Annotated in this window: 13 protein-coding genes and 2 tRNA genes; 6 read left to right on the plus strand and 9 right to left on the minus strand. The window is 68.9% G+C overall.

From position 1 onward, the window contains the following. Positions 1–41: 41 nt before the first annotated feature. Positions 42–701, minus strand: a complete 660-nt coding sequence (locus tag GLP40_RS07650) for a phosphate signaling complex PhoU family protein (protein WP_196054567.1) — start codon at positions 699–701, stop codon at positions 42–44. A gap of 451 nt (positions 702–1,152) precedes the next feature. Between GLP40_RS07650 and GLP40_RS07655 the strand changes: the two genes are divergently transcribed. Both GLP40_RS07655 and GLP40_RS07660 read left to right on the plus strand, forming a co-directional pair. Continuing rightward, positions 1,153–1,773, plus strand: coding sequence for a TetR/AcrR family transcriptional regulator (locus GLP40_RS07655; protein WP_154787130.1), 621 nt, complete (start codon positions 1,153–1,155; stop codon positions 1,771–1,773). A 55-nt stretch (positions 1,774–1,828) separates the two neighbouring features. Beyond that, positions 1,829–3,391, plus strand: a complete 1,563-nt coding sequence (locus GLP40_RS07660; protein ID WP_154787131.1) for an FAD-dependent monooxygenase — start codon at positions 1,829–1,831, stop codon at positions 3,389–3,391. A gap of 215 nt (positions 3,392–3,606) precedes the next feature. Here GLP40_RS07660 and GLP40_RS07665 read toward each other — a convergent pair whose 3' ends face one another. Further along, positions 3,607–4,584 (minus strand): quinone oxidoreductase family protein, encoded by a 978-nt coding sequence (locus GLP40_RS07665; protein ID WP_154787132.1) that lies wholly within the window; start codon positions 4,582–4,584, stop codon positions 3,607–3,609. Between the two features lie 292 nt (positions 4,585–4,876). Beyond that, a complete protein-coding gene (gene hrpB / locus GLP40_RS07670; RefSeq protein ID WP_196054568.1) occupies positions 4,877–7,336 on the minus strand; it encodes an ATP-dependent helicase HrpB in 2,460 nt (819 codons plus the stop codon). 167 nt (positions 7,337–7,503) lie between these two features. Here hrpB and GLP40_RS07675 point away from each other — a divergent pair, with 167 nt between their 5' ends. Both GLP40_RS07675 and GLP40_RS07680 read left to right on the plus strand, forming a co-directional pair. Then, a complete protein-coding gene (locus GLP40_RS07675; RefSeq protein WP_230329326.1) occupies positions 7,504–9,045 on the plus strand; it encodes a DUF4185 domain-containing protein in 1,542 nt (513 codons plus the stop codon). A 218-nt stretch (positions 9,046–9,263) separates the two neighbouring features. Further along, the gene (locus tag GLP40_RS07680) at positions 9,264–10,469 is read left to right on the plus strand and encodes a L,D-transpeptidase (RefSeq protein WP_154787133.1); all 1,206 of its coding nucleotides are present in this window, start codon (positions 9,264–9,266) and stop codon (positions 10,467–10,469) included. 516 nt (positions 10,470–10,985) lie between these two features. On the opposite strand, the gene GLP40_RS07685 is transcribed toward GLP40_RS07680, so the two are convergent. From GLP40_RS07685 to GLP40_RS07705, 5 genes are all read right to left on the minus strand, one after another. Continuing rightward, positions 10,986–12,359, minus strand: a complete 1,374-nt coding sequence (locus GLP40_RS07685; RefSeq protein WP_154787134.1) for a cutinase family protein — start codon at positions 12,357–12,359, stop codon at positions 10,986–10,988. 260 nt (positions 12,360–12,619) lie between these two features. Continuing rightward, a complete protein-coding gene (locus tag GLP40_RS07690) occupies positions 12,620–13,843 on the minus strand; it encodes a GAF domain-containing protein (protein ID WP_154787135.1) in 1,224 nt (407 codons plus the stop codon). A 548-nt stretch (positions 13,844–14,391) separates the two neighbouring features. Beyond that, positions 14,392–14,465, minus strand: a tRNA-Met gene (locus GLP40_RS07695). A 64-nt stretch (positions 14,466–14,529) separates the two neighbouring features. Then, on the minus strand, positions 14,530–16,524 hold the full coding sequence (locus tag GLP40_RS07700; RefSeq protein ID WP_196054569.1) for a YhgE/Pip family protein: 1,995 nt from the start codon (positions 16,522–16,524) through the stop codon (positions 14,530–14,532). A gap of 94 nt (positions 16,525–16,618) precedes the next feature. Beyond that, positions 16,619–17,368 carry a PP2C family protein-serine/threonine phosphatase gene (locus GLP40_RS07705; protein WP_328289832.1) on the minus strand — a complete coding sequence of 250 codons (750 nt, stop codon included), beginning with the start codon at positions 17,366–17,368 and terminating at the stop codon, positions 16,619–16,621. A gap of 285 nt (positions 17,369–17,653) precedes the next feature. Here GLP40_RS07705 and GLP40_RS34375 point away from each other — a divergent pair, with 285 nt between their 5' ends. Beyond that, positions 17,654–17,776 (plus strand): hypothetical protein, encoded by a 123-nt coding sequence (locus GLP40_RS34375; protein WP_268867077.1) that lies wholly within the window; start codon positions 17,654–17,656, stop codon positions 17,774–17,776. 46 nt (positions 17,777–17,822) lie between these two features. Here the strand turns inward: GLP40_RS34375 and GLP40_RS07710 are convergent. Next, positions 17,823–17,896, minus strand: a tRNA-Met gene (locus GLP40_RS07710). Positions 17,897–18,431: 535 nt separating this feature from the next. On the opposite strand from GLP40_RS07710, the gene GLP40_RS07715 reads away from it, so the two are divergent. Next, positions 18,432–18,971: a transglycosylase family protein gene (locus tag GLP40_RS07715; RefSeq protein WP_154787137.1), complete on the plus strand. Its 540-nt coding sequence runs from the start codon at positions 18,432–18,434 to the stop codon at positions 18,969–18,971. The last annotated feature ends 297 nt before the right edge of the window (positions 18,972–19,268 follow it).

Below are 19,268 nucleotides of genomic sequence, written 5' to 3' on the forward strand. Positions count from 1 at the left end.
GCTTACTCCCGCCGATCGGGGCCCCTCACAGGAGGTGGTGGTTACGACTCCGTTTGCGCGTAGAGCGGAATGCCGGTGTGGAAGAAGCGAATGAGCCGCCCGATGCGCACGCAGTGGTCCGCTCCGCGCTCGAAGTGATGGGCCAGCAGCGCGATGTCGATGGCCATGGCGGACCCGTGTTGCCATCCGTCGTCGGCCGCCAACTCCACCAGCCGACCGCGCAGGCGCTCCAGGTTCTCATCGCGCGGTACCAGCGCGCGGTCGCGCGGCGGGTTCGGCGCCGCAATGACTTTCCCCGCCAGGTCGGTGAGATCCGTGACCGCGTCCGACATTTCCGAGATCAGGTCGAGGACATGCTGCGGGGCCACGGAATTGGGGAAGCGACGCACCACCACGTCGGCCACCCGACTCAGCGCTCGACTGACCGCGAGCAGGTCGTCGGCGATCTGCATGGCCGTCACCACCTGGCGCAGGTCACGGGCGACAGGCGCCTCCAGAGCCAGCAGAATGACCGACCGATCCTCACATTTGGCGTGCTCGATCTCCACCTGTTCCTCGAGCGCGAACACCTCGTAGGCCGCCGTCAGGTCGCTGCCGAGAAGCGCCGCCGTGGCCCGCTCGGAGGCCTCACGCGTCAGTCTCGCCATATGCGCGAGCTCATCGGTCAGCGCGATCAGTTCGCTGGAGAATTTCGTGCGCACTCGCATATCTTGGCCGCCAACCCGCATACCTGCACACTATCGCGGCAAAAACCTTATCCCCGAATGGCTCTCGGCCCTCTTCGTCAGTCGGGAACCGACTGTCCAGATTTGTACGTTTCGGCCACCCCGGCGCGTCATCCCGGTAAACCCATGCCCGTGCCCGACACCGGGCCCGTGGCCACCGACAACCCCGCCGCCGAAACGAATACCGAGACGAGGGGCGACACCGACAGCACCGAGACGCCCACCCGGATCCATGCCCGACCCAGGCCATGATGCTCGGACCGGTCGAACCCGCCCAATGGGCTGCCATCCACGGGAAGGACTTTCGAGCCACACGGCGCTGCCGATGCGGCCCGCTGGGTGTCGGAACAGCCGAGCCACGAGCAGTCGAAAACTTTCCCAGTGGGAAACATTGCCCACCGGGAATCTTTTGGGCATACTGGAACTCATGCCGGACGAACAGCCCCTCGGTCTCCGCGAACGCAAGAAGCTCGACACTCGGAAAGCGTTGAGCGACGCGGCCCTTCAGCTCATGTTCGAACGCGGCCTGGAGAACGTGGTGCGCGAGGATATCGCCGCACGCGCGGGAGTGTCCGTGCGCACCTTCAACAATTACTTCTCCGGAAAGTACGACGCCCTCGCCTACCGGCACCTCGCCCGTATCCGCAGCGCCGTCGAGATCCTGCGCTCCCGCCCGGCGAACGAGCCACTGTGGGAGTCGCTGACAGCGGCCCTGCTCCAGCCGCTCGAGGACGAACTGGCCGAGTCGCCCGGGTACGCGCCCTCCCCCACGGAGCTCTCCGAAGTCCGGAAACTGTTGGCCGCCCCGGAGACTCGGGCCCTGCTGTCCAAAGGCATCGAGGACAGTCTCGTCGCCGCCATCGCCGAACGCAGCGGCGCCGACCCGGAACTCGACCTGTACCCACGGCTGGTGGCCGGGGCTGTCGCCGCCGCGCAACAGGCCGCCTTCGAGGTCTATGTGCGCACCGCCCCTCCGGTGCCCGTCACCCATCTGCTCCGGCAGGCCCTGACCGCCTTCGCCGCGGGCCTGCCCCAACCACCGGCCTAGCAGCCCGCTTTCGTCGGATCTTCGAACACCCTCAACGACAAGAGGTCTATTTGCCATGCCCGAAAAAACCGTCGACATCGTCATCGCCGGAGCCGTACCCAATGGCCTGATGCTCGCCTGCGAACTCGCACTCGCCGGACTCCGCCCGATCGTGCTGGACCGGCTGCCCGCGCCCAGCGCCGAACCGAAGGCCAACGGCCTGGCCGGACAGGTGGTCCGGGTGCTGGATATGCGGGGGCTGTACAGCGCGTTCAGCGGAAGTTCGGCCGCACCCGCTCCCACACCGCGGTACATCTTCGGCGGGATGCCATTGGATCTCGCGGCGGTACAACCGAATCCGGTCCACCTCGTCTTCAAGCCGCAACCGGAGATGGTGACGATTCTCACCGAGCACGCCGTCGATCTCGGCGTGGACCTGCGCTGGGGACACGAGCTGACCGACTTCGAGCCCGCCGGTGACCACATCTCGGTCTCGGTGTCCGCCCCCGACGGACCCTACCGGCTCACCGCCCGCTTCCTGGTCGGGGCGGACGGCGGTAAGAGCACGGTGCGCAAACGAACCGCCATCGAGTTCCCGGGGATCACCAGCGCCGGACACGTCAGCCGGGTCGGCCACGCCACCCTGCCGGAGGAGTTCCGCGCCGGCGACGGCGGCATCGACGTGCCCGGGGTGGGCCGATTCGGACTCGGGCATCACCGGCTCGAACGCGGCATCTTCATCTTCGCCGAACTCGATCCGGGCCGGCCGATCGTCGGAACCATCGAATTCCAGGGCGGCGAACAATGTTCCGAGGACGAGCCCCTGGCCTTCGATGAACTGCACGACAGCGTCGCGCGCGTCCTGGGCGTGCCGCTGCCCATCACGCCGCCGTCCGGCCCGGGTCCGCACACCCTGCGCCGCACGATCGGCCAGAACACCCGGGTGGCCCAGCACTACCGGCAGGGCAATGTCTTCCTGCTCGGCGATGCCGCGCACGTCCATTCGGCGATGGGCGGACCCGGGCTCAACCTCGGCCTGCAGGACACCGTCAATCTCGGCTGGAAACTCGCGGCCGAACTTCGGGGCTGGGCTCCCGAGGGCCTGCTCGACACCTACGAGTCCGAACGCCGCCCGGTGGCCGAGCGCGTGGTGATGTACTCGCTCTCACAGGCGGCGCTGGTCTCCCCCGGTCCGGAAATCACCGCTCTCCGAGAGCTTTTCGGTGAGCTGCTCCGGCTTCCAGCGGCAGCCACCCATGTCGCCGGGCTGCTGGCGGGCTCGGATGTCCGCTACGACGTCGGCGACGGCCATCGGCTGTCGGGCCACTTCTTCCCCGACTGCGCACTCGAAACAGACGATGGCCCGACCCGAATCGCCGAACTTCTGCGTGACGCGCGCCCCGTCCTGCTGGCTTTCGGCGGCGCCGTCGATCCGGCGGCCGCCGTCGCGGGCTGGACCGACCGCGTCACGCCCGTTGCCGCTACCGCCGCCGAACCTCCCGCAGCGGCCCTGCTGATTCGCCCGGACGGGTATGTGGCCTGGGCGGCCGACGATTTCACCCCGGCCGACCAGGACGCACTCCGCACCGCCTTGCGGCGCTGGTTCGGCACACCGGATATCCCGCACTCGGCCGTATGACGGAATCTTCCCGCGACGCCGCGGATCCGACGGCCCGCACAGCAAGCTGAACGGATCGCCGCACCGCGTCTCGGCGACCGCTGCCACTGCTTCGGCCGGGTGCTGTCGATCCGGTCGGCCGGCTACGTGGCCTGGCCGGCCGATGATTTCACCCGGCCGCGCACGGCGGCCTCCGGACCGCCGCGTATCGGTGGTAGGCGCTTCGCCGCAGCCGCTCAGGGATTGACGGCGATCACCAACTTGCCGGTCGAGGCGCGGCCCTCCATCAGCCGGTGCGCCTCCGCGGCCTCGGCGAGCGGGAACTCGGCGGTGATGGGGAGCTGCACCTTGCCGGAGGTGGCCAGTTCGAATGCTTGCGAGGCGATCTCGTGCAGGACATCCGGGGCGGCGACGCTCAGCCCCAGAATGGAGAACCCGGCCACCGAACGGCCCTGCGGATAGAGGTCGGCCGAGCCGATCTGCCACGGGCCCTCGCCGCCCGCATTGCCGAAGGAGACCAGGCGGCCGAAGCGAGCCAGGGAATCCATTGTGCGGCGCAGGGTTTCACCGCCGATGGACTCGAGCGCGAGGTCCACGCCGCGCCCGCCGGTGGCGGCGGCGACATCGGCGGCGAAGGATTCGTTCAGAAACGCTTCGTCATAACCATATTCGCGGGCGTACTCGGCCTTGGCCGGGCTGGACACCACACCGTACACCGCGCCCGCGCCCGCCAGTTTGGCGATCTGCGCGACCACCGTGCCGACGCCGCCCGCCGCGGCCTGCACCAGGACGGTCTCCCCCGGTTGCAGGCGGCCGACGGTGTGTACCAGCGCGTAGGCGGTCGGCAGCACCGTGGGAAGGGTCGCGGCGGTGCGCAGATCGACGCCCTCCGGCACCGGGAACACGGTCGAGGCCGAGACCACCGCGACATCGGCGTAGGCGCCGCCTTCGGTAATGGCGGCCACCGGTTGCCCCACGCTCAGACCCTCCACACCCTCACCGACGGCCCGCACCCGGCCGGACAGCTCCAGGCCCGGCACGAACGGCAGCCCCGGCACCCGGTAACCCACGGCTCGCGCCTGCAAATCAGCGAAATTCACGCCGACGTAGGCCACATCGATGGATACCTGCCCGGACCGCGGCTGCGGCACCTCCAGCTCCACCGACTTCAGGACCTCCGGCCCGCCGAATTCGTCGAATCGAATCGCACGCATGCCGTCACACTCCCTCTCCACCCTCTCACCGGGCGGGTCGAACCACTCGTCCGAACACCGGACGCACCGGTAGCCAGCATTCTCGGGTCACACGCTATTCCGTGGCGCCGGAAATCGGTCCCGCACAGGAGCTTCCGCGTGCATGGCACTGTGCACGGCAGCCCAGCCACGTCACACACGACCAGCCGCCTCACACATGCCTCAGCCGCGTCGACACGATCCCGGCCGCATCACGCACCACGCGGCCACGCCACCCACCACCCGGCCGCATCACGCGCGGCCCGCGGGCTGTTCACCTGGGCGGTGATGAGGGGCGGTCGGCATTGCGGGCCGTGCCGCGGTGCGCGGTGACCGTGGTGGGGTCCTCGGGCCAGGCGTGCTTGGGGTAGCGGCCGCGCAGGTCCGCGCGGACCTGGGACCAGCCGGTGCGCCAGAAGGACGACAGGTCGGCGGTGACGGCGACCGGGCGCTGGGCCGGGGAAAGCAGGTGCAGCAGAATCGACGTACGGCCACCCGCGAGTCGCGGTGGCTCGGTCCAGCCGAAGACCTCCTGCACCTTGACGGCCAGGACAGGCGGGTCAACGGAGTAGTCGAGGCGAATCCGGCTGCCGGACGGGACTTCCAGGCGTTCGGGGGCGAGCTCCTCCAGTCGCGCGGCCTCCGGCCATGGGAGCAGGCGGCGCAGGGCCTGACCGGCGTCGACGCGTTCCAGGTCGGCACGGCGGCGGGCGCTGGAAAGCTCGGGGGCGAGCCAGGTTTCGGCCGCGGCCAAGAGGGTGTCATCGTCGACGGCGGGCCAGGGCGCGCCGAGGGTGCGGTGCAGGAAGGTCAGGCGCTGCCGCAGGTTGCGGGCATCCTCGTCCCAGCGCAACAGGTCCAGCCCGGTGGCCCGCAGGCCACGCAGCAGAGCGGCGGAAACCAGGTTCGGGTCGGGGTCTTCGAGCGGCTTCTGCGACAACACGATCGCGCCGAGGCGCTGTACACGGCGAGCCACCAGATCGCCGTCGACCCAGTCGACCTCGTCCGCGGTGTCCACGAGATTCGCGGCGGCGTGACGGGCCAGCCGTTCATCGGCCTTGGCGGCCAATCTGATCCGGCCCTCCGACTGGCCGGGATCGCGTCCGGCCACGGCGATGGCCAGCCATTCCGCATCCCCCAGCCCGCTGCCGGGCGGCAGGCTCACCGCGGTGCCGCCCGCCATCAGATAGCTGGCCGAGCCCGGCCCCCGGCGGCGGGCCAGCCGCTCCGGATAAGCCAGTGCCGCGATGAGCGCCGGATCGTCGACGCCCTCGCCGTCGACGAGTTCGGCCAGCCGCCGCGCCTCGCGCTGCCAGCCGCCGGGCCGCTCACGACGCAGGCCGCGCATGGCCGCCGCCACATCGATGCCCGAGGCCAGCGAGTCGTCATCGAGCATCGCGACCACCTCCGCGGCCGACCGCGCGCCGACCGCGCTCGCCCCGTCGAGCAGGGCCCGCGCCAGCCGCGGGTGCAGGCCCACCGCCGCCATGCGTCGCCCCCGATCCGTCACCGCCCCATCGTCATCCACCGCGTCCAGCGCCCGCAGCACCGCCCGCCCCGCCGCCAGACCGCCCGCCGGCGGCGCGTCCCACCACGCCAGCCCCTGCCCGTCCCCGGTCCCCCAGCACGCCAATTCCAGGGCCAGCCGGGTCAGATCGGCCGTGCGGATCTCCGGCTCCGGATAGGCGGGCAGCGTCGCGTGCTCGTATTCCGGCCAGCACCGCCACGCCCATCCCGGACCCTCACGACCGGCGCGCCCCGCCCGCTGCTCGGCCACCGCCGCCGAAACCCGCACGGTCGCAAGCCCCGACAGCCCGCGTCGGTGATCGATCCGCGGCACCCGCGCCAATCCCGAATCCACCACGGCCCGCACCCCCGGCACGGTCAGACTCGATTCGGCCACCGCCGTCGACAGCACGATCCGCCGCCGCGGCCCCGGCCGCAGTGCCGCGTCCTGTGCCGCGGCGGCGAGCCTGCCGTGCAACGGCATCACATCCACATCGGGCAGCCCCGACAACTGTTCGGCGGTCCGCCGAATCTCGCCCGCGCCCGGCAGGAAGACCAGTACATCCCCCACGCTGCCCGCCAGCGCCATGCGCGTCACTCGGGCGACCTGCTGTTCGGTCCGCTCCCGGGCCGCCGCCGGCACATACTCCAACTCGACCGGATACGCGCGCCCGCGCACCTCCAGCACCGGTGCCGCGGCCTGTCCCTCACCGCCGAGCAGTACCGAAAGCCGTTCCGCCGCAACGGTCGCCGAGGTGGCCAGCACCCGCAGATCCGGCCGCAGCCCGGCCCGGGCATCCAGCAGCAGCGCGAGCAGCAGATCCGCGTCGAGGTGCCGCTCATGGCATTCGTCGAGCACCACCACATCGACGCCGCCGAGTTCGGGATCGTTCTGCAAGCGCCGCACCAGCAGCCCGGAGGTCACCACTTCGATCCGGGTCGCGGGCCCCACCTTGCGATCCCCGCGCACTGCATACCCGACCGTCTCCCCGACCCGCTCTCCCAGCAATGCGGCCATCCGCGCGGCCGCCGCCCGCGCCGCCAGCCGACGCGGCTCCGCCACCACCACGCGCCCCGTCGCGCTCGCGGCCAGGGCCAAGGGCACCAGGGTCGTCTTGCCGGTACCCGGCGGGGCGACCAGCACGGCGGTCCCACGCTCGACGAGGGTCTCCGTGACCTCGTCGAGGGCCGCACGCACGGGAAGGTCGGGAAGATCAGGCAGTTTCATTACCGTTCAGTCTGCCGCCTCCGTCTCACACCGCCGACGGCGACCGCGATCAACGGGACACGCCCACCCCGCCCGCTCGACGGCGACCGATTCACCATTGCGCGCGCCGTCCCACTGACCGGACTAAGGTGAGTGAGCCGATCTTGGGACGAGGAGCCGCAGACCATATGGGAATTGGATCCTGGCGCCAGTCGAGCCGTACCGAACTTCCTGCGGCACTGGCGCTCTCGGGGGTGGTCACGCTGGGCGCGATGCTGTTGCCCGCGACGCCCGCCGGCGCCACGCCGCACCCGTGGGCCCCGGCGCCCATGAACAGCTGCGGAGAAACGGGATTCGATCCGCTGGATCGCCAGTCGAACCCCCATGACACCGAACCGCAGGGCAATGTGACCATTCGGATCCCGGTTCCGGTGCCGCAGATCGTGACGGTCCAGGTGCCCGGTCCCAAACCCGACGACACGCGTGTCGATTCCGTGACGCTGCCCGCCGATCCGTGCGCCAGCCCGTGCCCGGACATCCGCGATGACACCACTCCGAGCCCGGCCGACCAGCCCGGCGGCGGCAGCGCGTCGCTCCCGCGGCTCGAGATCGCCACCGAACCCGAGCCCATCCCGATCGTGGTGCCCGGCGGCGAATCGCCGGAGCCGCAGGCCTCCCCCACCCCGGCCGTGCAACCCGCCACGCCCGCACCGGTTTCCGCGCCCGTGGCCCCGGTGCGGGTGGACTCCGTCGAGCTGGTCAATCAGGTCACCGGCCACGGGTCCGTCAACCGCACCGACACCCGCTGGTCGGTCGACGGCACCGATCTGGGACTCATGTGGGAGACCAAGCCCGGTCAGGTCGCGGTCGTGTTCGGCGACACCTTCGGCAAGGGGTGGAAACCCACCGGGGCCGGCACCGACAAGCAGGACTGGCGCAGCAACGTCATCGCCTACAGCAGCAATCGCGATCTGTCCCAGGGCCTGGTCCTCGACGACTTCGTGCAGAACAGCCGCTGCCACGCCGCCGAGATCCTCGACAGCCGCAAGATCAAGAACTTCGAGACCACGACCATTCCCACCTCGGGATTCGCGGTCGGTGACCGGCAGTATCTGACCTACATGTCGGTCAACCGCTGGAGCAAGATCCCCGGTATGTGGTGGACCAATCTCGGCGGCATCGCCTGGTCCGACGACAACGGGCGCACCTGGACCAAATCCCAGTGGGCCCGCTGGGACAACCTGTTCGGGCTCGGGCGCTTCCAGGTCGCGACCATGGTTCCGCACGGGGACTACGTCTACATGTTCGGCACCCCCAACGGCCGCCTCGGCGTCATCGGGCTGGCCCGCGTCCCCGCCGATCAGGTGCTCAACAAGTCCGCGTACCAGTACTGGGTGAACGGCGCCTGGATCCCGGCCGACGGCGCCAACGAATTGCTCGCCACGCCACTGGTTTCCGGCACCGCCAGCGAACTGTCCGTGCACTACGACCCCGAGTCGAGCCAGTGGCAGATGGTGTACCTGGACACGGTCCGCCAGCAGATCGTCCTTCGCACCGCCGCCGAACCCCAGGGCGCATGGACCGATCCGGTGCCGCTGCTCAACACCCAGGACTACCCGACCGCCTACGGCGGATTCATTCACCCGTGGTCCGCGGGTAAGGACCTGTACTTCACCATGTCGGCCTGGAACAGCTACAACGTCTACCTCATGCACGCGACATTGAATTGATGTCCGCCGCGGCCTGAAGGCCGGAGATTCCTACCCGCGCCCTCGTGGGCTGGGCTCCTGTGTAGCGCGGCCCCGCCGCGGTCCGGCTGGATTGCCGCGAGGTGTCGGTTCCGCGACGGATCGGTCGAGGTTCCGTCCGGCGCCGTGATCTTGTCGCCGGGTGGGGCGATGCTGACACGACCGAGCCGGGTTCGGGCTCAGGCCGAAGGGAGCGGGCGATGGGGTTGCGGCGTCGTCAGGTGTTGGCTGGGATCATGGGGCTGGGCGGACTTTTCGTCGCGAGCAGCGTGCCGAATCGGGGCAATGGGCTGCTGCCATACGGCTCGCGGCCCGCGCGCCTCGTCTTTCCGCCGGTGACCGCCGGACGTGAGTTGAGTCCGCGCCGACCCGGCCGGGTCGATGTCCTCGACGGGACCTTGACCTCGGTCGCCTGGATCGACGAGACCGGTCGGCCGCTACCGGGCGCGCTCTCTCCGGATCTCCGGACCTGGATCAGTTCCGAACCACTCGGCTACGGCCATACCTACACGGCGTCGGCAGTGGCGAACGGCGAGACCGGGGAGGTCAACGCCACCGCCGTTTTCACCACTGTGCGGCCCGACGCGCTGACCGGTGTCGCCTTCCGCTCGAACAATCTCCTCGACCTCCAGGACGGCGAAACCTACGGCGTCGGCTTGGTGCTGGTCGCGCACTTCGACGAGGCCGTCGATCGGGCCGCCGCGGAACGCGCCCTCCAGGTCGCCACCGAGCCCGCGGTGCCCGGCGCATGGTATTGGCTCGACGACCGCAACGCGCACTGGCGTCCGGAGAACTATCACACCCCCGGCACCCGAATCACAGTGGCGGCGAACCTGTTCGGCGTCCGCCTCGGCGAGGGCCTGTACGGCCGGGACGACCAGCGCGTCTCCGTGGTGATCGGCCCGTCCCACGTCGCCATCGCCGACGACAACACCAAACACATCCAGGTCTTCGAGAACGGCAACCTGGTCCGCACCATGCCCACCTCCATGGGCAGGGGCGGCACCGCCGTGGTGGGCGGCCGGCTCCTCTCCTTCTGGACGCATCCGGGGGTCTACACCGTGCTCGACAAGAAGAGCGTCGTCAGCATGGACTCCTCCAGCTACGGCCTACCCGTCAACTCCGGCCTCGGCTACCGCGAATCCATCAACAACGCCGTCCGCATCAGCCACGATGGCATCTACCTGCACGAACTCGCCGCCACCGTCTGGGCCCAGGGTAATACGAACGTCTCCCACGGCTGCCTCAACCTCAGCCCCGCGGACGCCGCCTGGTACTTCGACTTCGCCGAACCCGGCGACATCGTCGAAGTCCGCAACACCGGCGGCAACCCCCTCGACATCTGGCAGGGCGGCGACTGGACCATATCCTGGCCCGACTGGCAGCACGGCAGCGCCCTCGCTTGACCCGGCCGGGTCAGCGGGCCCGGGAGCGGTGATCGGCGGCACCGCCGGTCCTCCCGAATGATGGTCGCGAAATCGGTTGGAGTGGCGGGTTATTGCGTCCACGGCGGGCCGACGCGGTCGCCGCCGGGCGAGGAGACTTTCATGCCAGTGGGATGGCCGTCCGCGCCGCGTGCCCGGCCGGGCGTTCCTCCATCATGTCCCGCATCGCCCGGCCGGGCATCGAGCCTCCACTTCCGTGGCCCGGTGACGAATGTGCGGACCCACCCCTCGTCGGGCCCGGACCGGGCAAATCTAATCGCCTTCACGCAGCCGAGGGGGGATCGAACGCGCCCGATAGGGGACATTTCGCGCCAGAATGGTCGGCTCGAATTGCAAGACCCACGCCCGCCTGCGCTCTCGGGCCCGGATCATGAAGGAACTCCAGCGAGCGGCCAGGATTCAGTCGAACAGCGGGAGTCCTTCTACGCCGCATCGCTGTTCGGCGAGGTTCGGGACCGTATGAGGCGGTCGGTCGTCCTATGAGATGGCTTGGGAGCCCAGGAAGCTCAGAAGTATCTGTGCGTCGTCGCCGTAGTCGACGTGGGCGTTCGAAGCGTAGAAGGTGGCCATGTCCAGGCCCTGACGGCTCAGTTGCAGCAGATCGTTGACGCAGTCGGGGCCGCCGATGCTGAGCAGGGTTTGCGCGGCTACCCGGAGGTCACCGCGAACGGCGGCGGTGAAGGGGCCGACGACGGCGTCGGCCAGGTCGAGTCCGGGCGTGGTGAGGGTCGCCATTTCGGCGGCGGCGGCGAGCGGGTCGTTACGGGCGAGGGATTCGACTGCGCGCCAGAGGGTTTCCTGCATTTGGCCGACATCCCCGGCGATTCGCAGGATGTCGATCTGGGTCAGGACATCGGCGATGACGCTTTCGGCGGCGGTCCAGCCCGAGGGGTCGACGGTGGCCGCCGCACGGATGACCGAGCCGATGAGAGGCAGATTCACGCCCGCGGCCGCCTGGACTATCGGAGCCAAGGCGACGTTGAGGTCGCTCGCGATCTGATGCGCGCCGTGAATATCACCCGCCTGGATCGAAGCCGGGAGGTCGGTGAGGCCGGCGAGAATGGTGGGAAGGTTCGCCGCGGTCGCCGCCCAGCCCGCTCCTACTGTCACGGCCTGCGCGATGAGCGTGCCGGGGTCGGTGCCGGCCGGGATCAGTGATGCGATCGGTGCGGGATCGCCGCTGAGTACCCGGCCGAGCGCCGCGAGGAACGGGGAGGCGGCGGCATTGAGCGAGCAGTACAGATCGCCGTCGGCGCACAGGGTGCGCACCCTGTCGGTCAGCGCACCGAAATCCTGACTCCGCGTTCCGGCGATACCATGACCGGGTTGCGGGTTGCCCAGCGAGAGTGTGGTATTCGGATCGCGATGCGGATCGGCGAGCAGCCCGACGCCGACCACCCGATCGGCACTGATCGGGCCTTCGCCATTGCCGATCTCGGTCGCGAGATCGCCGATGCCGTCCGCGCCCTGGCTGTACCCGGCGAGTATGACCCGCGTCGAGCCGCACAGGCTGCTCGCCATTCGGTGCAATCGGGATTCGAGGGTGCTCAGGGATTGCGCATAGCTCAGGCCCTGGTCGAAAGCACTCGCGGCATACGGCGCATACAGCACGGTGATGTCGTTGCCGAACTGCCGTTGCAGGCCATCGCCGACCGGCCTGAGCATGCCGACCGGCACGGTCGGATCCGCGTCGGAATGCGTCTCCCAGGTCCCAGGCGCGAGAATCGCCGTGTACGGGGTGCAGGGCTGCGCGCCGGACGTCTCCGCCCGCGCATCGCCGACAACCGCGGTCCCGACCGTGACGGTCGCGGCGACCAAGATCGCCACGCACGATGTCGCCAGCCTGCTCATTATCCAATTCCTCTGGTGCCGATGGGTTTTCGGGCCAATGCGACGGCTGCTCGGTCCGTAGCACAGTCATGGCTGATTCTCGCCATTCACCGGCGGTTTCGCAGGCTTTTCAGACACATACCCATTTCAGATCCATGCACGGCGCCGCGGACTGCCGTCATCGCCCGCCTTCGCCTTGTGAGAACTCCCGGCGGGCCGTGATGCGCACCACTCGCCCTCAGCGTGGGTCGACAGCAGGCTTGGTCGCGCGATCCGGCCGGTCAGACCCGCGACGCGGCGTGCAGGCGCGCCACGGCGACCGCCCGCCGCGTATCGTCCGGGCGCAGCAACCGCAGGGCATGCTCATGCACGGCGACATCGTCCGGCGTCCGCTCGCCGTAGCGCAGCGCATGCTCGGGATCGGCGTCGGCCAGCACCGCCGTTCGCACCCCGACCTGGAAATACTCTCGCCACTCGACGATTCCGGGCGTCTCCGAATCGGGTAGCAACGGCCCGCGATACAGGCGCACGGCCTCGGCCGTGTCGCCGGCATCCAGCGCGGCGGCCAAGTCGACCGCGTCGCATGCCAACGGGACTGTCAGTCGATAGACGCGGTTGGCGATCTCGCCGCCGGTCGCCCGCCGCAGATGCGAGACATCCGCCTTCAAGGTGCTCGAGGTGACCGGACGGTCGCCATAGATGGCGTAGTGCAACCGTTCGTGGGTGAATCCCTCCGGCTCGAGCGCGAGGAGCGTGAGGATCTCGATCTGCCGGGGGCGCAACCGCACCGGCCGGCCGTCGCGGGTCACGCGCGCACTCCCCAGACTGGTCAGCCGGATTCCGGCTTCGGGCCTCACCTCACCGCCCATCCACAACCGCGTCTCGATGGCGCTGACCAGCGTCCGTGCCATGGACATCGCCAGCGGATGCGCACGATCCCAGGTCGTCGACAGATCGAGAACACCGAGCTGGCGACCGTCGGCCGCCCGGATGGGAGCGCAGTAGCAGACCCATCCGTGCAGGGCGGCGACCAGATGCTCGGCCGAGAAGACCTGACTCGGCTCACCGGTATGCAAGGCCAGCGACAGCGCATTGGTCCCCATATGGATCTCGTCCCACCGGCCACCGGGTGCGAAGTTGACCTGCTCGGCGCGGCGGCGCATGACCGCGCCGCCGTCGGACCACAGGATCGTGCCCGCCTCATCGGTCACCGCGGCGACGTAGCCGGCATCGTGCGTTATCCCGTGCAACTGGTCGGCCAGCTGGGTCACCGGCCCGCGCAGCGGCGACTCGGCCCAGCGCGGTGCGATATCACCCGGTTCGATGGGCGCGCAGTCTCTTCCCGGATCGACATTGGGCAGCGAACGCATCCACGATCGCGCCACCTCGCCACGCACCAGGGAGCCGACCGTGGACGGCGGCTCAGGTGCCGGGCCCGGAATCCAGCGGGCCCATTCTTGTTCCAATGCAGCTCGTTGCTGCGAGAGGGTGCTGCGGTCTGCCATCTCGCGATGTCTTCCTCGTCACATTCTCGGCGAATTCCATCATGCATCACACCGCACCACATCGTGTGCGACCACCGCCCGAACGCGGACGCATTGGTGCACCGCCGACATCGGCCGGATCACCGGGCACATGCCTCTGGTCTACGGTCCGCTCGCCAACCGGTCACCAGGTGTAGGAGGACACTCCGAATACCCCGCCACGAGGGGCCGGCACTACTACACCGCCTCGACTCGACCGGCCAGCAGGGCGATCTCGGTCCGTTTGATCGTGTCCTCGCCTTCGGTGATCTTCCAGCGCGTGACCGCCGACCCCGGAGACCAATGAACACCACCAGCACCGTCTCATCCGCACAGTCATGAAGTGAGGCAACGAGATTCCGGCCCGCTACGACCTGTCCTACATCGGTGAGCTGGGAAGCGTCGGCGAGGCCAGCGGCGATTCGGCACACAACGCGTCGGCGTGTAATCGGTGCCGGCCAATATCGATCCCGGCAGAAATCAATACGAAAAGGCCCCGGAACCAGTGGTTCCGGGGCCCTTCCGCTTAGTAGCGGGGACAGGATTTGAACCTGCGACCTCTGGGTTATGAGCCCAGCGAGCTACCGAGCTGCTCCACCCCGCGTCGGTGAATACAACATTACACACGGGTGGGCCAGGGAACCTAATCGACTGGTCAGAAGGGGTTTTCAGGGCGCGGAGGGGGCCGGAGGGGTGTCGAGGGCGGGTTCGGGGGACGGGAATCGGGGCTTGTCGGTGGCCCGTAGGTATCGGGCAGCGACCATGATCCCGAGTGCGGTCACGAGCATGAGGGTGAGGGCGGCGATCGAGGTCCAGAACATGCGGTCGTAGAGGGCTATGTCGGTGCGGATGACGGCTCGGCGGGCGTAGGTCATGGGGGCGATGTCCTTGAAGGGACGGAACAGCATTGGTGTCGTGCCCGCCGGGAAGACGCCGCCGAAGGCGAAGATTTGGAACATATAGAAGGAGAAGGCCGCGATGGAACCGGCCACGCGCCCGAAGAGGACCACGAACAGTTGGGTTGTCACGGCGGCCACCAGACCGACCAGGGCGATGACGACCGCCATGACCGGCCACTGCTGCGGGGACCAGCCGAGTCGGCTGCCATAGCCGGCGGCCAAGGCGGACAGGGCGATGACGCCGGCGCCGCCGACCGCGGTGCCACGGAGGATGGGGGTGGCGGCGCGATGCCAGGGTGAGCGGCCGGTGGCGGCACCGCGCAAGGGGCGCAACAGCATCCAGAGAATGATGGCCGCGAGGAAGGCGCCCATGACGACGAGGGCGGGGCCCGCGCCGCGGGCGATGTCCTTGTGGCTGCGGTCGCCGCCGCGAACCAGTTGGCTGGGTTCCTGGTTGCGGATGTCCATGGTGACGGGCTGGGCGATGACGTCGGCCGAGGCATGGGGGTCGGCGATGTGGGGCGCGGCGGCCACGCCGTCGCGGAGGCCGGAGTCGAGTTGGGTTGCGCCGTCGCCGAGTTGGGTGACACCCGCGCGGAGTTCGCGGCCCCCGTCTGCCAGCTGGTTCAGGCCGGTGGAGAGTTCGTTCGCGCCGCTGCCGAGCTGGGTTGCGCCGTCACGCAGTTGGGCGGCGCCGTCGGCGAGGGCGAGCACCCCGGCGCGATAGTCGGCCTTGGGGTCGGTGAGCTGGCGGGCCAATTCCTCGATGCCGTCCCGCAATTGGGTCAGTTGCCCGACCAGCGAGTCGGGATCGCCGGGGCGCACCTGACCGATGACGTTCTTCAGCTGGGTGACCGCGTCGACCACCGCGGGGTCGGAATTCTTGCCCAGTTGGTCGAGCAGCGGATCGAGCTGGGCCGCGAACCGCCCGGCGGGTTCGAGGGCAGCCAGCAGCGGGGAGACGACCTGGTCGACGCCATCGCGGATCTGGGTCGCGCCGGAGCCGAGTTGGTCGGTGCCGGTGACCAATTGGTTCGCGCCGTCGGCGAGCTGGACGGCACCGGTGTGGAGTTCACCCGTGCCCGCGGCGAGCTGCGCCGCGCCGGTGACGGCCTGGTCGAGCCCGTTGGACAGCTGGCCGGCGCCGCCGGCGAGTTGTGTGGTGCCCTGGGCGAGTTGGGTCGCGCCCTTGGCGGCGTCGCCGAGACCGGAGCCGAGACTGTTGACGCCGACGAGGATCTGACCGGCATAGCCTCGTCCGATCGTGGCCGCGATCTGATTCTGCGCTTCCGTGACAACGCTATTGGCCACCGCCGGCCCGATGGTGCCGTTGAAGTCGTTGTACCAGACCGCGATTCGCGCGTGCTGCGGCGCCGGATCGGTCACGCTCAGTACATTCCGGGTGAAGTCGGCGGGAATCACGACCGAGAAGGCATACCGGCTCTCCCGCAGCCCACGTACCGCCTCGGCACTGCTGACCCGATGGAATTGCAGCTCGCCGCTCGAGATGAGAGTGTCGAGGATCTCGCTGCCCATGTTCTGGGCCTTGCCGTCGGAGATCGCGCCGACGTCGTCGCTGGCGACGGCGACCGGGATCTGCTTCAGGTACAACTCCGGATCCCACATGATCCACATGTAGACGGCCGAGACCAGTGTCGGCACCACCAGCAGCAGCACGAGCAGGACCCGCGCGGGCTTGCCTGCCGGTGGTTTCCGGAGCAGGCCGCCGATGCGACCGCGAATGGATGTCGATCTGTCTGCCACGGCGAATCCCCGATACTGCATGCTGCCAATCTCGGACCCCAAGCTACCTGGTCACACGTCCAGCTTGGGTGGATTCGGGAAACACCGTCCCGGATCAACGGGTCGCGTCCACCACCAGCGCCGTGGTGTTGTCAGTGCCGCCGCGGCCGAGCGCCGCGCCGACCAGCATCTCCGCGACGTGGCCCGCCGAAGCTCCATGGGCCAGAATCGATTTGATGATCGGCATGCCGAGCTTCTTACCCACCCCATCGGTGCACAACAGCAATCGACCCGCGCTGGAACCGGTGGCCGTGCGCCCGATATCGTCGGGCCGCGCGGTCCGCACCGAGGTGGTGACCAGATGGCGCATGCCCGGCAGAGGATCGCGCCCGCGCGCCCTGAAGTACTCGGCCACGGTGTGATCGGTGGTCATGCGGTGCAGCACGCGGCCGTTCCAGCGGTAGGCCCGGCAGTCGCCCACCCACGCGATGTCACAGGGACCATCCCATTGTCCGGAGCTCGGCAGCACCGCGACCACCAGTACGCTGTCCGCGCTCGATTCGGGTAGCCCCCGCAGCAATTCCCGCTGCGCCGCCAGGATTCCAGTGTGCGCACCCTCGCTCACCGCCACCCGTGCCGCGACCCGCGCCACCAGTCGGGCCGCCCGGGCCGCCGCCAGATGATCACCGACCCCGTCGGCCGCCACGAACGCGCTCCGCCCGAGGCGCGCATCGGTGAACGTGGCGAACGCGTCGGCATTGATGGTCCGCCGACCCAGCCTGCTCGCCCCCGCCCCGGCCACCAGGCCGAGCCGCACCTGCGCGTCGGCGTCGACATCTCCGACCTCGATGGCTTCGGTGTGCACGACCCGACCTCCTGGGACTCGGCCTCACGGCGTGCTGCCAATCAGCACTACCCATTCAACGGCCGAAGCCCGAGCGCCGCTCCCGAATCGCCTGTGTTCTTGCTAAGTAAACCGGAACGATCGAACGCGAACGCGAGGCCCGGGTGATGCTGCCCTTCGCCACCCGCGCCGCGACCCACGAGACCCTCGCCGACATCCGGCGCCGCACCCCGACCGAGATACGGCGGGAACTGACGGCCCAGTTGACCGAAGCGAACTATCCCCGACCCGTCGACTCGATCCACGATGCCGCTCGCCACGGTCGACGGGCTCAGGCTCGACGCACTCAGCAGCCGCGGCCTCTACGGCCGCGAGGAACTGTCCGTCGCGCTCTCGGCGCGGGTGCGGTTACTGCTCGGCGCCGACTGAACGACAACGGCCCGGAACCAGTGTGGTTCCGGGCCGTTCGCTGTAGTAGCGGGGACAGGATTTGAACCTGCGACCTCTGGGTTATGAGCCCAGCGAGCTACCGAGCTGCTCCACCCCGCGTCGGTGAACACAACATTACACACGGGCGATGAGGTGCACCAAATCGCCAGGCCAGAGGGCTATTCGGAGGATGGAGACGGCAGGTTCGACGGGCCTGGCACCGCGAACCAGACCGGACGGTTGCCCGCCAACCGGAGCAATCAGGGTGAAAATCTTCCATTTGAGAAACTCGCGCGCGCGTTCGGCCGCAGAAATCGCCATAAAACGTGACTGAGGTCACAAAATCCCGGTGAGTTGGATCACATCACGACGGGATAACAGACCGCTCGGGTTTGGCATTTACAGCATAGCCAACCTGCATCAACGCCGTTTTTTCAGTCATTCGCTTCATGCAATTCTAGAGTTATCAAGACGTGATCTACCGAGATTTCCTCGTTATCGTCAGTTCCGGCCCGGATCAAACCTGAGATGGGCTCCGACCCGAACCGCTGCATTCCGGAAACCCTGTCCCGCGGTCGGGCACCCCGACTCCTGGGGACAGGGACACGGCGGAGCTACTTGCGCCGGGCCGGTTGGCACAGGGAGGGAAAACACCATGAAACAGAACCGGAAGATCAACACTCGCGCCCTCGGCTTCGCCGCCGTCACCGGCGCACTTGTTGCCGTCCCGTTCGGCTTCACCGCAACCGCCTCCGCCGCCCCCACCCATGACTGGGACGGCGTCGCCCAGTGCGAGAGCGGCGGCAACTGGGGCATCAATACCGGCAACGGCTACTACGGCGGCCTGCAGTTCTCGCAGAGCACCTGGGCCGCCAACGGCGGCAATGGCCTGGCCAGCAACGCCAGCAAGGCCGAGCAGATCCGCGTCGCCGAGAACGTGCTGGCCACCCAGGGTGTCGGCGCCTGGCCGGTGTGCGGCCAGTACCTGCGCGCGGGCGCCTCCGAGCCCGAGCCCCAGGCCGCCCCGGAGCCCGAGGCCCCCGCTCCCGCCCCCATCGCCCCGACCGACCGCCGGGCCCTGATCGACCAGGCCAAGAGCGTCGCCGGCGGCCTCGCCGAGCAGTTCGGCGTGCAGGACCAGTACAACCAGGTCCTCCAGTCCAACGCCGCCCTCATCGAATCCTGGGACAAGTAACCCGAATCTCCTTCCCGCACCGGAAGAAACCGAAAGGTGCTGCGTCAATGGCGACGCAGCACCTTTCGCTATTCGAGGGCAGCAATTCTTATTATGCGGCAGTAAATTTCGCACGATAATCGAAAGACCATTATTGAAAGATTCGCGGTAACCGGCCCGTGGCCTCCGCGACGGTCCGGTGCACCACCGAGGCGAAGGACTGCGGGCGCTGTCGCGCGCACGCCCATGATGGCCGCGGCCATCTCGGCGTCGATGCCGAAGCGCAGCAGGCTCGTCCGCGCACCGCTCACCCGCGAG

The sequence above is a fragment of the Nocardia aurantiaca genome, assembly GCF_009708175.1.
In the GTDB taxonomy this organism is placed as follows: domain Bacteria; phylum Actinomycetota; class Actinomycetes; order Mycobacteriales; family Mycobacteriaceae; genus Nocardia; species Nocardia aurantiaca.

Coding starts and splice junctions, on each gene's coding strand:
- GLP40_RS07655 (WP_154787130.1), top strand. CDS start 1,153: ATGCCGGACGAACAGCCCCTCGGTCTCCGCGAACGCAAGAAGCTCGAC.
- GLP40_RS07680 (WP_154787133.1), top strand. CDS start 9,264: ATGGGGTTGCGGCGTCGTCAGGTGTTGGCTGGGATCATGGGGCTGGGC.
- GLP40_RS07675 (WP_230329326.1), top strand. CDS start 7,504: ATGGGAATTGGATCCTGGCGCCAGTCGAGCCGTACCGAACTTCCTGCG.
- GLP40_RS07660 (WP_154787131.1), top strand. CDS start 1,829: ATGCCCGAAAAAACCGTCGACATCGTCATCGCCGGAGCCGTACCCAAT.
- GLP40_RS07685 (WP_154787134.1), bottom strand. CDS start 12,359: ATGAGCAGGCTGGCGACATCGTGCGTGGCGATCTTGGTCGCCGCGACC.
- hrpB (WP_196054568.1), bottom strand. CDS start 7,336: ATGAAACTGCCTGATCTTCCCGACCTTCCCGTGCGTGCGGCCCTCGAC.
- GLP40_RS07715 (WP_154787137.1), top strand. CDS start 18,432: ATGAAACAGAACCGGAAGATCAACACTCGCGCCCTCGGCTTCGCCGCC.
- GLP40_RS34375 (WP_268867077.1), top strand. CDS start 17,654: ATGCCGCTCGCCACGGTCGACGGGCTCAGGCTCGACGCACTCAGCAGC.
- GLP40_RS07665 (WP_154787132.1), bottom strand. CDS start 4,584: ATGCGTGCGATTCGATTCGACGAATTCGGCGGGCCGGAGGTCCTGAAG.
- GLP40_RS07690 (WP_154787135.1), bottom strand. CDS start 13,843: ATGGCAGACCGCAGCACCCTCTCGCAGCAACGAGCTGCATTGGAACAA.